This is a genomic window from Pectobacterium brasiliense (assembly GCF_013449685.1).
GTDB lineage: Bacteria > Pseudomonadota > Gammaproteobacteria > Enterobacterales > Enterobacteriaceae > Pectobacterium > Pectobacterium brasiliense_A.
Genome location: NZ_JACDSF010000010.1, coordinates 44,435 through 59,784, shown reverse-complemented (window position 1 = coordinate 59,784; position 15,350 = coordinate 44,435). Strand labels below are relative to the sequence as shown.

Annotated in this window: 15 protein-coding genes; 6 read left to right on the top strand and 9 right to left on the bottom strand. The window is 52.1% G+C overall.

The window, feature by feature from the left end; translation table 11 throughout:
* Nucleotides 1–83: 83 nt before the first annotated feature.
* From recC to H0248_RS04520, 5 genes are read right to left on the bottom strand one after another with little or no spacing between them, the layout of a single operon-like run.
* Nucleotides 84–3,482, bottom strand: coding sequence for an exodeoxyribonuclease V subunit gamma (recC, locus tag H0248_RS04540; RefSeq protein WP_180784929.1), 3,399 nt, complete (start codon nucleotides 3,480–3,482; stop codon nucleotides 84–86).
* Nucleotides 3,483–3,539: 57 nt separating this feature from the next.
* Nucleotides 3,540–3,935: a prepilin-type N-terminal cleavage/methylation domain-containing protein gene (locus H0248_RS04535; protein ID WP_180784960.1), complete on the bottom strand. Its 396-nt coding sequence runs from the start codon at nucleotides 3,933–3,935 to the stop codon at nucleotides 3,540–3,542.
* Nucleotides 3,922–4,377 carry a YgdB family protein gene (locus tag H0248_RS04530; RefSeq protein ID WP_240346037.1) on the bottom strand — a complete coding sequence of 152 codons (456 nt, stop codon included), beginning with the start codon at nucleotides 4,375–4,377 and terminating at the stop codon, nucleotides 3,922–3,924. The genes H0248_RS04535 and H0248_RS04530 overlap by 14 nt, the downstream gene beginning before the upstream one ends.
* Nucleotides 4,374–4,985 (bottom strand): prepilin peptidase-dependent protein, encoded by a 612-nt coding sequence (locus tag H0248_RS04525; RefSeq protein ID WP_180784959.1) that lies wholly within the window; start codon nucleotides 4,983–4,985, stop codon nucleotides 4,374–4,376. The genes H0248_RS04530 and H0248_RS04525 overlap by 4 nt, the downstream gene beginning before the upstream one ends.
* Nucleotides 4,986–4,993: 8 nt before the next feature.
* Entirely contained in the window at nucleotides 4,994–5,497 is a 504-nt protein-coding gene (locus tag H0248_RS04520; protein WP_180784927.1) for a prepilin peptidase-dependent protein, read from the bottom strand.
* 222 nt (nucleotides 5,498–5,719) lie between these two features.
* Here H0248_RS04520 and H0248_RS04515 point away from each other — a divergent pair, with 222 nt between their 5' ends.
* Both H0248_RS04515 and H0248_RS04510 read left to right on the top strand, forming a co-directional pair.
* On the top strand, nucleotides 5,720–6,274 hold the full coding sequence (locus H0248_RS04515) for a hypothetical protein (protein WP_180784926.1): 555 nt from the start codon (nucleotides 5,720–5,722) through the stop codon (nucleotides 6,272–6,274).
* Nucleotides 6,275–6,295: 21 nt separating this feature from the next.
* On the top strand, nucleotides 6,296–6,532 hold the full coding sequence (locus H0248_RS04510; protein ID WP_100017445.1) for a hypothetical protein: 237 nt from the start codon (nucleotides 6,296–6,298) through the stop codon (nucleotides 6,530–6,532).
* Nucleotides 6,533–6,577: 45 nt separating this feature from the next.
* Here the strand turns inward: H0248_RS04510 and thyA are convergent, their stop codons facing one another.
* From thyA to rppH, 4 genes are all read right to left on the bottom strand, one after another.
* Nucleotides 6,578–7,372, bottom strand: a complete 795-nt coding sequence (thyA, locus tag H0248_RS04505) for a thymidylate synthase (protein ID WP_039312476.1) — start codon at nucleotides 7,370–7,372, stop codon at nucleotides 6,578–6,580.
* A 36-nt stretch (nucleotides 7,373–7,408) separates the two neighbouring features.
* The gene (gene lgt, locus H0248_RS04500; RefSeq protein WP_039313946.1) at nucleotides 7,409–8,275 is read right to left on the bottom strand and encodes a prolipoprotein diacylglyceryl transferase; all 867 of its coding nucleotides are present in this window, start codon (nucleotides 8,273–8,275) and stop codon (nucleotides 7,409–7,411) included.
* 226 nt (nucleotides 8,276–8,501) lie between these two features.
* Nucleotides 8,502–10,748: a phosphoenolpyruvate--protein phosphotransferase gene (gene ptsP / locus H0248_RS04495; RefSeq protein ID WP_180784925.1), complete on the bottom strand. Its 2,247-nt coding sequence runs from the start codon at nucleotides 10,746–10,748 to the stop codon at nucleotides 8,502–8,504.
* Nucleotides 10,749–10,760: 12 nt separating this feature from the next.
* Nucleotides 10,761–11,294 (bottom strand): RNA pyrophosphohydrolase, encoded by a 534-nt coding sequence (gene rppH / locus H0248_RS04490; RefSeq protein WP_180784924.1) that lies wholly within the window; start codon nucleotides 11,292–11,294, stop codon nucleotides 10,761–10,763.
* Nucleotides 11,295–11,988: 694 nt separating this feature from the next.
* Between rppH and mutH the strand changes: the two genes are divergently transcribed.
* From mutH to H0248_RS04470, 4 genes are all read left to right on the top strand, one after another.
* Nucleotides 11,989–12,684: a DNA mismatch repair endonuclease MutH gene (mutH, locus tag H0248_RS04485; protein WP_180784923.1), complete on the top strand. Its 696-nt coding sequence runs from the start codon at nucleotides 11,989–11,991 to the stop codon at nucleotides 12,682–12,684.
* A 277-nt stretch (nucleotides 12,685–12,961) separates the two neighbouring features.
* Complete coding sequence (locus H0248_RS04480) at nucleotides 12,962–13,678, top strand: TerC family protein (protein ID WP_180784922.1); 717 nt, start codon at nucleotides 12,962–12,964, stop codon at nucleotides 13,676–13,678.
* Nucleotides 13,679–13,865: 187 nt separating this feature from the next.
* The gene (locus tag H0248_RS04475; RefSeq protein ID WP_275898513.1) at nucleotides 13,866–14,072 is read left to right on the top strand and encodes a YgdI/YgdR family lipoprotein; all 207 of its coding nucleotides are present in this window, start codon (nucleotides 13,866–13,868) and stop codon (nucleotides 14,070–14,072) included.
* Nucleotides 14,073–14,279: 207 nt separating this feature from the next.
* On the top strand, nucleotides 14,280–15,341 hold the full coding sequence (locus H0248_RS04470) for an NADP(H)-dependent aldo-keto reductase (RefSeq protein WP_180784921.1): 1,062 nt from the start codon (nucleotides 14,280–14,282) through the stop codon (nucleotides 15,339–15,341).
* Nucleotides 15,342–15,350 lie beyond the last annotated feature (9 nt).

Below are 15,350 nucleotides of genomic sequence, written 5' to 3'. Positions count from 1 at the left end.
CTCATATCCATCACTTTTCACGTTGCAGTGCGTTATCTTCTCGCACCTCGAAATCGACCCGGGCATTACCCAAAACAAACTCATCACGCCAGATTAGAGCGGAACGGTGGCAGTAGCCAAATTTGCGCCGCTTCAATCACCTCATTCATTCGTTTTTCATCCAACTCACGGATAATGCGTTGCAGGTAATAATCCTCCCCCTCCCCCCGCATTCCCATGTTGCCCTGCCAGGCTTGCAGTAAACGGGTGCGCGCTTTGTTCTGCGCCTCCTCATCCGACCGCAGGCTATCGCTTTCGCGATCATAACATTCAGCCAGCCAGGCGCTCCCCGCTTTATTGAGCAATAACAGCGGCTTGCTCATTCCCTGACGATAGCCATCCAGCATGACGGCCAAATGTTCTTTGGCCTGCAATTCCGACAAGGCAGCAAAGCGCCACGCCGTGTCTTCCCGCCCATACAGTCGACTTTCACCCTGCCCGCCCGTTGCACAGTAGGCCAGATGTTCCAACCACAGCGTAATGCCATCCTTCATAGAAAGCGTGCCCGGACGCCAGCGCAGCAAACCATCCGGCTGCACCTGATTCAGCCAGCCACTGACGCGCACGCCGTCGAGGAGGATATCGACTTCCCGACTCACCGACAGCGACGACGTTAATTCATCACGCACGCGCGTAGCCAACTGCGCCATCTCCTGCTGCTGTTCCTGCCAGTAAATTTCGCCGAACGCACCATAGGGCAACTCACCCGCGGCTCTGGCACGGCGATACAGTTTTTCGGTATCGCCTTCATTAATCAAGGTATTAAGCAACTCGCTATTCAACTGATAGCGGTTAAGGCTATCAACCACAAAGGGCTCTTCATCCAACAGCTCATCGCTGTGCAGCATAAAACTCACACCAAGTCGCAGTTGAAAAAAGGCTCGCACAGGATGACGATAAAAACGCTTCAAATCGTCCAGACTGACATCCCTATCACTCGCTCTTGCGGACAGCGCTTCGCGATCGAAATCAGGCTGAGCTTCCCCTTTTCGGTTCGCCGCCGCCAGCCACTCGGCCGCAAAACTCAACGGCTGCGGTGCAGACAGGAAGTTATTCGCATCAAAAGGCATACGGCTATGTTCGCGGCAAAGGTGCTTCACCACGCGCTCCGCGCTGCTATCGATATCCAGCGTTTCATCGCCCGGCAGGACGTAACTTTGCGCGATATATTCCGTCAGTTCGCTGACCAATACGGAAGGATAGCGACGCGTATTATCCTGGATCGAGCGCCCGATATAGCTGATATAGAGTTTGTGCTGCGCCGACAAAAGCGCCTCAAGAAACAGATAGCGGTCATCATCACGTCGGCTACGATCGCCGCGCTTGATTTTCCGCCCCATGAGATCGAACCCGAGCGGTGGCAGCGTTCGAGGATAAACGCCGTCATTCATGCCCAACAAACACACGACCTTGAACGGAATGGAACGCATCGGCATCAGCGTACAAAAATTGATCGAACCAGCAAGAAAACGCTGGCTGAGCCGCTCCTGATCGAGACGCCGCGACAGTTCATCACGTAACCGGGAGATTGGCACCTGTTGCGGATAATGCGCCATCGTGCCCATACCAATCACGTACTGCCACTGTTTTTCAACTAACGCCAGCGCTGCTTCGGTCTCACTGTCAGCGTCAAAGAAGGTTTCGATCAGCTCTCGACATAACGGTAACCAGTCGACAAGCACGCGCGGCTGAGACAGGCGCTGACGCCAATGGTGGATCTGCATCAGCAATTCGGCCAGTTGACCGGCCAGTTCCGCAATCAATCCGCTGGATTCATCATAAGGCAGCACACCCTGCCAGTCGCCGACCTGACTGTCCATCGCATAGCCCAGCAGCATTCTCGTCAGGCCAAAACGCCACGTATGTTGCCCTGTTGGCGGCAGCATCAGATCGCGCACGTTGTCGTCATCCAGTCCCCAGCGCACACCGGATTCCACCACCCACAGGCGCAGACGCCTTAGCCCTTCTTCCTGAATACCGAAACGCGCGGCCAGCGCGGGCACTTCAAGCAATGCCAAAACCTGTTCCGCCGTAAAACGGCTCGTCGGTAAATCCAGCAGGCTGATTACCGCCTGCAAGGCGGGATGCGCATGCCGCGCACGCTGATCGGAGATGGCAAAAGGCAGGTAGCGGTTATCTGGCGCGTTGCCAAACACCGCCTGAATAAACGGCGTATAGCTGTCGATATCCGCCATCATCACAATAACATCGCGCGGCATCAGTTCAGGATCGTCAGCCATCATGGCCAGCAGCCGATCGTGAAGCACTTCAACTTCACGCTGCGGGCTGTGGCAGGCGTGAAAATCGATCGAACGATCGTCGAGAGCCAGCAGGCGTTTTTGCATGCTGGTGTTCTGCGTTTCATGGCTGACGGCCACTACGGCGTAGTCTTCCAGCTCAAGAATGTCGCGCTGCAAGGTTTGCAGCAGATTTTCGCCATCCGACTCAACAAAAGCGTCGATCTCCTGCACGCTATCCAAATCAGCCAGCAGATAGAGGTTATCGCGCCCCAGCTTTCCCCACGATGCCAGCAGCGGATTATTAATCGACTGTTTCCCGTCGTCGTTGAACAATGCTTCTGCCTGTGAAGGATCGCGAAAGAGCGGGCGGGTTTCATCAGTCTGTTCGCCATCAAAGCGATGTAAGCGGCGGTTGCGGGCTTTTAGCTTCGCCAGAAATTTATAATCCTGAATGTCACTCCAGTAATGGCGACAAGGATTGGTAAATAGCAGGTGCACATCAATATGACGCGCCAGCGCGTTCAGCGCCTGTAAATAGATGGGGGGTAACGCCGAAATACCGCAGATAAAAACGCGTGGCGGCAGGCCTTTCGGGCACGTTTTTGCCTGTTCTAACGCAGCAATAAAGCGTTGATACAGAATAGCATGGTGCCATTCGGGCTGCGCCAGTTCACGCGTATAATCCACCAGCGCGCGCCACAGTGCGGACTGCCACAGCTGATTCCCGCCGAGATCGTCAACCTGCTTCCCTTCTTGCCATGCCTTGATCCATTCTGGGCGATAAATCAGGTATTGATCGAAAAGATCCGCTACGCGTCCGGCAAGCTGATGCAGCTTGCGCTGGTTATCGTCATCCTGCAAATAGTGGTTAAGGGCCGCAAAATCAGGCTGAGCTAACAAATCGGGAAGCAAATGCATGAGCTTCCACGTCATCGCATCCTTGCTGAAGGCGCTTTCTTTTGGAATATCCGGCAGCACATGGCGACACATATTCCACAAAAAAACACCGGGCAGCGGGAATTGAATATTGGCAGCAATCCCGAAGTGTCCAGCCAGTTCAATTTGCAGCCACTGCGCCATCCCCGGACTTTGAACTAAAATCACTTCCTGCTGGAAGGGATCCGCAAGCGGCTGACGTTTTATCAGCTCAACCATCAGTCTTTTCAAGATATCTAACTGATTAGAGTGATAGATTCTAAACATTCTGGCTCCTGCTCGCCGCGGCTTACGATTTATAGTTCATAGTTTACCCAGGTATGCCTACCCAACAGGCGATGACAGGCAAAACCAACGGTTTAGTGTAGCCTGATAGCGACGTGGCGTCATGACTCTTGCCGTTACCTGACGGCATTCTCCGTTCTGGAGCTGCTCTGACACACTAAACTGCCAGTTTTTACTCGCAAGAGACGCGGCATTATCAATATCAGACGGATTATACCGTACACCCGCTTCATAGGCCTCCAACTGCTGCATCGCAAATCGCCAAGCCTGACGCTGCTGCAACTGGTGTTGAAATGACTGCTGCAAGATTTGGTGATATTGCAGTAGCCCCAGCAGCGACACGGCAAACAGCAGCGCCGCTACCAGCGTCTCCGGCAGGCTAAAGCCAGATTGATGGCTCACAATCCCCTTGTTCAGCGCGCTATTCCGTTGCATCACAGCGTGTCACCTCCTTATCAGGACAAAAATCCAGCCAGCCGTTACCCAATGGTTGAATCGCAATCTGGTTCGACGACAGTGCCGAAAAGGATACCCGTTGGTACAACGTCAACGGTCGCGCTGAAGCGGGAAGCGTTCCTTCGCCACGCAGTAATCCTTGTTCCCCATCCGAGGCCGCACGCAGACACACCACAAGCTGTTCTGCCGACAGCCGCTGACACTGCCAGTTTTCTGTTAGCGTTCCCCAACGCTGCCCCCTTCCCCAGTTCAGCGAGGACAATGCCTGATTGAACGCTCGCAGATAGTGCCGTTCATCGTTCCCCACCTGAATAGCAGCATCAAGCTGGCGCTGCAAGCCAGACATCAATAGCAGACCGATAATGGCAATGAGCAGCACCATAGCTAGCGTTCCACTTCCTTCCTGATATCCCTTTCTCATTGGTTGCGACCAAGAATAAGGCGAGTGGTATGCTGCCGAACGGCAGGACGCTTGGCCCAATAGCCAGCGAGCTGTAATTCATATAACGCCGCCTCATTTTGTCCAGACAGGCGCTGTAACCGGAACACCGTGAGCACCACCTCCTGCGGATCAAACAGCTTCTCCCATCTGTCGCCCTGACAGTTATGCGCCCCGCTCTGAATTTCCAACGACCGACCGCGCAGGCGATAGCCAAAAGACTCGGCATCCTGCTGTTCCCCACCATCCCAAACCCCATTTCGGTTCAGATCGTAAGAGACATTCAGACAGCTGTTTTCCGCCTCGCCCGGATACTTCCCTATGCTCATTGCCTTTCCCTGACAGGTTCCCGCACAAAAACCGGCCCGACGAATATCTTTCTCAACCCCCATCGCCACCTGACTGAACAATTGCTCCAGCCGGAAAAGCTGTGCACTATCCTGACTTTGACCGCGCAGCAGAGGGTACAACTGCGCCGCCGACAGCATAATCAGGCTACCTAAACTCAGTGCTAACAGGATTTCCGGCAGAGTGAATCCACGCTGCTTACACCTCAGCCTTGGTTGCCTCAATTTTGTTCGTTTCAACACGAGCGGTTTCAGCATAGGGGAATCGCCAGGACAACCTGCGCCTCGCTGCACAGACGCATTCGTCCTCTCACCGAGATGATGAGGCGTAGCTGACCCGCAGAATTCGACAACGAGATGTGCCCGGCCTGTGCCGCATTACGCAAGCCAAAGAACGTAAAAACGTTGCTTGTGAACTTTGTCAGCACAACATCCTGCGTGCGGCGAACGAACTGCCCCGGATGATTCTCACGGCACGTCTCCTCTGCCTGCTTTTCATTCTTCCCCGCCACCATGCACCATAGCTCTCCCTGCGGTATGAGCTTCGCCGTGCGGGTTTCGTTATGCCAGTAGGCATTCGCCTGAACCCGACTCAAAAAGTCCAGCAGTTGCTGCGCACTCTGCTCCAGACGGATTGCCTGCTGATACTGCATCCAGCCATGCAAACCACCGCCCGCCATTAGCGCCACAATCGTCAGCACCACCAATAATTCAAGCAAGGTGAACCCTCGCCGTTGCCGATTCCCTGTTTTCATGGCGTCAGGATAGTGAGTCTTATCTGTAAAAACAGCGTGTTAACCGCGTTATACGCGGCGGCTCGCAATGTTTTACTGCAACGGTGTAACAACAGAAAAAGCGTGCGGGGAGGTAGGGAAAACGAGGGAATAGCAGGAGAAACCACGCGGTGAAGGAGGTAATGTCACACCCCGAGTAAGTCGGTGACAAGGAGGAATCGAATTCAGGATGAGGAGATCGAAATGAAATCAATAACAGTGAGAGAAAATGGGATCTTGGCTCTGGAAGTGGCAAATCGTTACTTTAGTACGGTTAACCTTGGTATGTCAGTTTCCCCAATGAATCAGGATGATGTTGACTGGTGCATTGCTCTTGCCAGAGAAAGCGATTTCGATATTGACTGGCGTTTGGCAAAAATGAGTCTTTACGCTGATAGTGAATTCGGGTTTATCTTTAAGATCGATGCTCACATACCAACAACAAAACCTGACGGGGCTTGTGTTTGTTCGTTCAACACAATAAACCATATATTAAGCATTGAGTTACTTCAGAATTTCTCAAAAAGGGGTTCTATTCTGGATGGGAAAATGTTGACCTATTGTTTGGTCATCATCCTATTTTTTCTTATCAAGGTGGAAGGTGAAGGCCTTTATATTCAAAGCCTAGTCAATGAAAAAGTTGCTGATTATTATATCAAAAGTCATCAATTTTTAGATGTAAGCGGAGATAAATCTATCCTCTTTCGCTCGGCAGATGATTTACTCAACTGGTTCATATCGTATTCAAATCGGAGATAGCACATTGAGGAAGAGTAAATAATGCGCGACAATGTGGCTAATAAATCGTCATTTTGCGAGGTGGTTATGAATAAAGAGCCGACAGATTACCGTGCAACAGTGTCATCTCGACAGATGAAATCTCATGCTGGCCGCAAAATGCAAATGACCAGTGAGGAAGAATTATTTACTCTCATGTTTATCGCAGCAGATGGGATTAAAAACTCCCCAGCACCATCGATTCAGGAAGCGGTGGGTCCGTTGCACGAAGAGAAATAATAAAAAAGGCCGCATTACGCGGCCCTCGAAAACATGAGAGAGGCTTTAGATCGCAACCGGTGCTTTGATGGCGGGATGTGGGTCGTATCCCTCGATTTCAAAGTCCTCGAAGCGGTAGTCGAACAACGTATCCGGACGGCGCTTAATCACCAGTTTAGGCAGCGCGCGTGGTTCACGGCTCAACTGTAGATTCGTCTGTTCCAGATGGTTGTTGTACAGATGCGTGTCGCCGCCAGTCCAGACGAAATCACCGACATCCAGATCGCACTGCTGCGCCACCATATGCACCAGCAGCGCATAGCTGGCGATATTGAACGGCAGACCGAGGAAGATATCGCACGAGCGCTGATAAAGCTGGCAAGAGAGTTTGCCATCCGCCACGTAGAACTGGAAAAACGCGTGACACGGTGCCAACGCCATTTTGTCCAGCTCACCCACGTTCCAGGCAGACACGATAATACGGCGAGAATCTGGATCTTGTCTCAACTGGGTCAGAACATTCTTCAACTGGTCGATCTCACGACCGTCGGCAGCCCCCCACGAACGCCACTGTTTTCCATAAACCGGCCCCAAATCGCCGTTCTCATCCGCCCATTCATCCCAAATACTGACTTTATTTTCATGCAGATAAGCAACATTGGTATCGCCGTTCAGGAACCAGAGCAGCTCATGAATAATCGAACGCAGGTGGCATTTTTTGGTGGTAACCAGCGGAAACCCGTCCTGCAAGTTGAAACGCATCTGATGGCCGAAAATAGAACGCGTGCCCGTGCCGGTACGGTCGGCTTTCGGCGTGCCCTCTTCAAGCACTTTTTTCATCAGATCCAGATACTGTTTCATACTACCTCACCACAAATATTAAAGAAGGACGGCGGATTATTGCTGCGCAGGCTGACGGCGGTAGGCCCAGACCATCATCAGAATACCAGCGATCACCATCGGCAGAGACAGAATTTGCCCCATGCTGAACAGGCCACCGAACAGCCCCAGCTGCGCATCCGGCTGGCGGAAGAATTCAGTAATGATTCGGAACATGCCATAACCGATAAGGAAAAGCCCTGAAACGCTGCCCATCGGCCGAGATTTACGAATAAAGAGATTCAGAATGATAAACAGCGCCACACCTTCCAACATCATTTGATACAGCTGGGAAGGATGACGCGGCAGCATACCGTACTGATTGAAAATCGCCTGCCATTGCGGGTTACTGACGGCCAGCGCCATATCTTCGCCGCGCGAACCAGGAAACAGCATGGCCCACGGCGTATCCGTCGTCACGCGTCCCCACAGTTCGCCATTGATGAAGTTGCCCAGTCGGCCAGCACCAAGCCCGAAAGGAATCAGAGGGGCAATAAAATCAGCAACCTGGAAGAAATGGCGTTTGGTGCGATGAGCGAACCACAGCATGACGCAGATAACGCCCATTAAGCCGCCGTGGAACGACATGCCGCCATCCCAGACTTTGAAAAGATAGAGCGGGTTTTCAAGAAATGACGGGAAGGCATAAAACAGGACATAGCCCAGACGCCCGCCGACGAAGACCCCAAGGAACCCCATATACAGCAGGTTTTCGACTTCATCTTTGGTCCAGCCGCTCCCCGGTTTATTCGCCCGACGCACCGCCAACCACATGGCAAATACAAAACCCACCAGATACATCAGCCCATACCAGTGCAGCGCCAGCGGGCCGATTGAGAAAATCACGGGATCAAACTGAGGAAACGCCAGATAGCTTGTCGTCATCATTCACCACATATTTTATTGTGTTATCCCTACTTTTGGGATTGTCATTGATAGGCAAAAGGCAGGAGAATGAATCCGTTCCTGCGAACCGCGGTGGCGAATCATAGCATACGCGCCCACGCTCGTTGATCGCGGAGGGGAAAAGTTCTGTAAAACATTGAGTCGTTGTTAAACATTTACTCGCAATTAAATCTTAATGTCTCCGTCAATACCGCACCGCGACGGATTAGCGTCCACCGCGAATCAAGCCGCCCAATCCGCGCTCTTCCATGAAGATCGCGGCCCACTGTCGAACTTCCGTCGCACTCTGCGCACCGAGTAGTTGCTTCACCAACGCCTGCGATTCCGCCAACGTAATTTGGCGCAGCAGATATTTAATTCGCGCAACGCTACGTCCGTTCATACTGAGCGAGCGATACCCCAACCCCGTCAGCAGCAGTGCGCCGAGCGCTTCGCCCGCCATTTCACCACACACGGAAAGCGGAATATTATGCCGCTCACACTCGACGGCAATCATATTCAACGCCTGCAACATGGAAGGATGCAGACTGTCATAAAGCGATGCCACATGAGCGTTGTTACGATCTACCGCCAGCAGATACTGCGTCAGATCGTTCGTACCAACCGAAACAAAATCGATGCAGGAAGCCAGATGAGGGAGCAGGAACAGCATCGACGGGACTTCAATCATGATCCCAATTCGCGGCTTGGGCTGCGGGAAGCCCAGCAATTCTTCTACTTCGCCTGCGGCCTGATCGATCAGGCGACGTGCTTCGCTGATTTCATCCAGACTGCTGATCATCGGCAGCAGGATATTGAGATTGCCAATATGCGCGTTGGCACGCAGCATCGCGCGCACCTGAATCAGAAAGATTTCAGGCTGATCGAGCGTAATACGAATGCCGCGCCAGCCAAGGCACGGGTTCTCTTCGCTAATAGGCAGATAAGGCAACGGCTTGTCCGCGCCGATATCCAGCGTGCGCAGCATCACGGGGCGCGTAGGGTAAAGCGCCAACATGCTTTGATATTGCGCCATCTGCTCATCTTCAGACGGAAATCCGCTTTGCAACATAAACGGGATTTCCGTGCGATACAGCCCCACGCCATCAACCTGATTGATAAAACGTTTTTCGTGTTCAGCGCTGAGCCCAGCATTCAGCATGACCTGCATACGTTCGCCGCTTTTCAGTACAGCAGGCTGTTCCATCTCGCCTTCGGCCAGGCGAGTCAGCTCATTTTCTTCCGTCAACAGACGCTGGTATTCCTGTACCAGCACGGGTTCAGGATCGACCAGCAGCTCACCGCGATAGCCGTCGATAATCAACTGTCGCTGATGCAGCAGATCGGGCTGGATGTCTGCGCCCACCAGCGTCGGAATGCCCATGGCACGGACGAGAATCGCCGCATGCGAATTCGCGGCACCGTCATAGACAACAACGCCCGCCAGACGCTCCGGCGGCAGTTCCGCCAGCAGCGTGGCGGTTAATTCATCCGCCACGAGGATAAAGCGCTCAGGCCATTGCCCCATGATTTGCGCGTTATCGTCGAGGTGGAACAACAGCCGTTGCCCCAACGCACGCAGATCGCCCGCCCGTTCGCGTAAATAAGTATCCTGCAAATTGGTGAATTGCGCGGCAAAGCGCTCGATCACCAGCTTCACGGCCCACTCGGCGGCATTGCCCGCATCCACTTCCTGAAAGAGTTCTCGCTTGAGCCGCGCATCGTTTAGCAAGTGCGAGTACAAATCGAAAATCGCCGCGCTCTCTTTCTGCGCGCTGGCGCTAAACCGCTTGCTGAAGCGACGGAATTCCGCCGTGGCCTCTTCCAGCGCCTGCGTTAAACGGGATCGCTCACGCTCGCTGTCCAGACTCGATGCGGGGAAAACCTGTTCCAGAGAAGGCTGAGTACAATCCTGCCAGCCGGGGGCAATCGCCACGCCGGGTGCCGCCACCAGCGCCTTAACGCGCGTCTGACGGTATTGACCGAAGAGCGTTTTTATCTGTGAAAGGGAAAGAATAGCAGCCATCTGCGTGGCCAGCGTCACCATGAACGATTCTTCGTTTTTATCAAACTGACGATGTTCACGCTGCTGCACCACCAGTACGCCCAGCAGGTGGCGACGGTAGATAATGGGAACACCAAGAAAAGAGCGGAAATGTTGCTCTTTCACGGCAGGGATATATTTGAAACTAGGGTGTGCACGCGCGTCGGCCAGATTGATGGGCTCAGCACGTTGCCCGACTAGCCCGACAATACCTTGCCCAAACGCCAGCGTAACCGTGCGCCCGCGCGGCTTTTTCAACCCGCGCGTTGCCATCAGGTAATAACATTGACGATCGTGATCGGCCAGATAAATGGAACAGACTTCCGTGTCCATAGCCTGACAGGTCTCATTGACCAGAATGTCCAGCGCATCACTAAGGCGGGCCGTTGCCGCAACGTTTTCGACAATTTCTCGCAAGCGCGTGAGCATAATGTGCCTGAATTACCCTCTTTTTCGCCGAGGACCAGATGGGGTAACCACCCGAGCCGCAACACTCTCCTGAAGCAGTATCACCGGATTGATAAATTCCTTCATCACGCGACGATACACATCTCGCTTAAAAGAGACGACCTGACGTACCGGATACCAGTAACTCACCCAGCGCCAGCCATCAAATTCCGGCGTGCCGCTGCTCTGCATATTGATATCCGACTCATTACATATCAACTGTAGCAAAAACCATTTCTGCTTTTGGCCGATACAGACCGGTTTTGTATCCCAACGCACCAAACGCTTTGGTAATTTATAGCGTAACCAGTTACGGGTAGATGCCAATACGCGCACATCCTTTTTTCTTAACCCGACTTCTTCAAACAGTTCGCGGTACATCGCCTGCTCAGCACTTTCACCGGGGTTAATTCCCCCCTGCGGAAACTGCCAGGAGTGCTGACCATAGCGCCGGGCCCACATCACCTGCCCCTGCCGATTACAAATTACAATACCAACGTTTGGGCGGTAGCCATCATCATCGATCACCGACTACCTCGATAAACATCAATGCAAAGATGACCTGATTGTTTCACACTCCCGTCAGGCGGTAAACCACTGCTTAGAAAGCATGTGATACGAATAAAAGTAAGATAACCCACAGATAAGATCAAAGTTATAAACATGTGAAGACCAGAATCGGCAATTTATTCACTTTTTCTGTGGACATCTTTGTGCAGAACCCATGAAGAAGTGAGTAAAACTCATTTTTCATGAAGAAAAAACATTAATGCGAATTAAAAAATAATGCTTTTTATTCATTAAATTACAAACCACCTGACGTAAAAAAGCAGACCCTTATTTTTTGTTCAAATGGCATACAACGTATGATTGGCGAAAGATTGCACTATGACGATTTTATCCACAGGGAATACCTCAAAGTCAGGCAATAAATAGGCAAAAACAGCAAAAAGGTCAGGAGTCAAGGCTGTAAATCGAACCAGTAATTCATGTTTATGTGGGTTATCCAAGAAATCTGTGGATAACCTAGTGTAAGATCCTGTTTATTGTCGGTGGCTATACGTGCACAGTTTGCCAAACGGTGTTAAGTGATCGCCATCACACTAAAAAAAAGCACTACGAATCATGCTATTATTGTTTTTCTCCACAGTCTTGCAGGCTGTGCACTGGTATTCTCTGTCTGTTGTATTTTTTTTGAGCGAAAAATATCGAGCTATACACTATGAATTCACCCACGGTTCACACGACTGCGCCGCCAAATGAGCACACGTTGCTGGAACGCGCGCAATTCCTCGCCGGTTATAATCTCGCGGAATTAGCGGACATCGCCCGCCTGCCCCTTCCCGCTAACCTAAAACGTGATAAAGGCTGGATTGGTATCTTGCTGGAGCGTTTTCTGGGTGCAAGCGCGGGCAGCAAACCCAAGCAGGATTTCCCCGACATCGGCGTTGAACTCAAAACCATTCCTATTGATGAACAGGGCAAACCGCTGGAAACCACGTTCGTCTGCGTCGCACCATTAACAGGCAACAGCGGCGTGACGTGGGAAAGCAGTCACGTACGACACAAGCTCGCGCGGGTACTGTGGATTCCGGTGGAAGGCTCGCGGCACATTCCGCTGGGGGAACGCCGTATTGGCACACCGTTGATCTGGAGTCCCAATGAAGAAGAAGAGGAACAACTGCGCTGCGATTGGGAAGAGTTGATGGATCTGATCGTGCTTGGCCGGGTAGAAAGCATCACCGCTCGGCATGGCGAAGTGCTACAGCTACGCCCCAAAGCGGCAAATAGCCGGGCATTAACCGAGGCGATTGGCGAATTTGGTCAACCGATTCTGACCTTGCCACGCGGGTTCTATCTGAAAAAAACCTTTACCACGCCGCTACTGGCTCGCCACTTTATGCAGCTCAGCCGTTGAATTTCATTAGCACAATACTTCATCAGCGCCCCGCTTCATCGTACACTAGCCTTATACGCCGCACTCTATTACGTAGCAATCGTGCGACAAGGAAAGCGATCTGGGAAAAGCCTGACGCCGACCCAGAGTAAAAAACCAGGGCAAAAGGGACGCCAGCACACGGCTGCTATGCGAAGTATGAACGTTATATCTCTACGACATCACACTTTCGCTTGCCTACGCCCCGAGCTGGCAGAGTATAATATCGTTTACGTTTCGTTTAAGGTGTATTGATATAATGTTTGATTGGATTGTTGATCCGAACGCATGGTTAGCATTGGGAACGCTGACTATTCTGGAAATCGTTCTTGGGATCGATAACATTATTTTCCTGTCTCTGGTTGTCGCCAAACTGCCTAAAGCCCAGCAAAACAAAGCTCGCCGCATCGGGCTGATGGGGGCGATGTTAATGCGTTTGGGACTGCTCGCTTCTATTGCCTGGGTCATGCGTCTTACCGACCCGCTGTTTACCGTCGCTGGCAATGAAATCTCCACACGTGACCTAATCCTGTTCTTCGGGGGGCTCTTCCTGATCTGGAAGTCGAGCAAGGAAATTCACGAAACCGTCGAAGGCGGTTCAGAAGACCATACTTCCAAGGTGCACTCTTTCTTTGGCGCGATTGTGCAGATCATGATGCTGGATATTATCTTCAGCCTGGATTCGGTGATCACTGCTGTCGGCCTGTCTGACCATCTGTTTATTATGATGGCAGCAGTTGTTATTGCCGTTCTCGTGATGATGTTCTCTGCGCGCCCTATCGGCGAGTTTGTTGAACGCCATCCGTCCGTCAAAATGCTGGCCTTGTCATTCCTGATCCTGGTCGGGTTCACCCTGATTCTGGAAAGTTTCGACATTCACGTACCGAAAGGCTACATCTACTTCGCTATGTTCTTCTCAATGTCCGTCGAGGCGTTGAACCTGCTGCGCAGTAAAAAAGAAAAAACAGCACACTGATCGCTGCATAGCGAGCGCTCACGATAAAGACGTCATAATCAGGCGGCAACCTGCCGCCTGATTACACAATAATTAATTCCCTCCAAACACATTTTTTCCATTATTCCTACGTTATCCCCCGCAACCATTTGCTAGACTCACCTTAGATTTTGGCATTTATGAACGGGTTAATATGATGAAAGTACGGATGAAAATGGCAATCACACTGGCGTTATTATTCACTCTGGCAGGCTGTTCCAGTGACTACGTGATGGCGACAAAAGAGGGGCAAATGCTCCTGACGCAGGGAAAACCCGTGCTGGATAACGATACCGGGTTGCTCAGCTATACCGATGAGCAAGGTAATCAGAAGCAAATCAACAGCGATCAAATCTCCCAGATCGTGCAGCGCTAACGGCAACGTTAGCCCGATATTCACCCCATCGAACGACGCTCTTCGGCAAAATCCTGCTGAAGGGCAACAGAAGAGACTTCCCCACTCGCCACGGCTTCGTTTATAGTCGAATTCAGGTGTGTTTTCCCAAACTCATTGGAATCGCAGCAAATCATGCGGAAATGACGGGAAAAGCGCCTGCTATTTTCAGACATAAGGAAGCTGGCAATGCAATATCACCGTATTCCCCATAGTTCTTTAGAAGTGAGCGTGCTGGGTCTTGGTACGATGACCTTTGGCGAACAGAACAGCGAAGCAGACGCTCATGCTCAGTTAGATCACGCCATTGCCGCAGGTGTTAACCTGATTGACACAGCAGAAATGTACGCCGTTCCTCCGCGTCCGGAAACACAGGGGCTAACCGAGAGCTATATCGGTTCCTGGCTGAAATCCCGTGGCGGACGTGAAAAATTGATTGTGGCCAGTAAAGTCTCCGGCCCCGTGCGCGGAAACGATCACAGCATCCGGCCACAGCAGGCGCTGGATCGAAAAAACATCCGTGCCGCGCTGGATGCCAGCCTACAACGGCTGAACACCGACTATATCGACCTCTATCAGCTGCATTGGCCACAGCGCCAGACCAACTGTTTTGGCAAGCTGAACTATCAATATACTGATAACAAATCGCAATATACTGACGACAAACCGGTCGTTACGCTGCTGGAAACGCTGGAAGCGCTGAATGAACAGGTGCGTGCCGGTAAGATTCGCTACATCGGCGTCTCCAACGAAACCCCGTGGGGCGTGATGCGCTATCTGCATCTGGCGGAAAAACACGATCTGCCACGCATCGTGTCAATTCAGAACCCCTACAGCCTGCTAAACCGCAGTTTTGAAGTCGGCCTAGCGGAAATCAGCCAACATGAAGGCGTAGAGCTGCTCGCCTATTCGTCACTGGCGTTCGGTACGCTGACGGGTAAATACCTGAATGGCGCAAAACCTGCTAACGCACGCAACACGTTGTTTAGTCGCTTCACCCGCTATACCGGCCCGCAGGCGCAGGCAGCGGTTGCTGAGTACGTGGCGCTGGCGCAAAAGCACGGCCTGAATCCGGCGCAAATGGCATTGGCGTTTGTGCGTCAGCAGCCGTTCGTTGCCAGCACGCTGCTGGGTGCGACCACGCTGGAGCAGTTGCAAATCAACCTCGACAGCCAGAACCTGACGCTGGACGGCGAGATCCTTGACGAGCTGGAAGCGATCCATCGTCGTTTTACGTTCCCGGCACCATAACGACAAAAC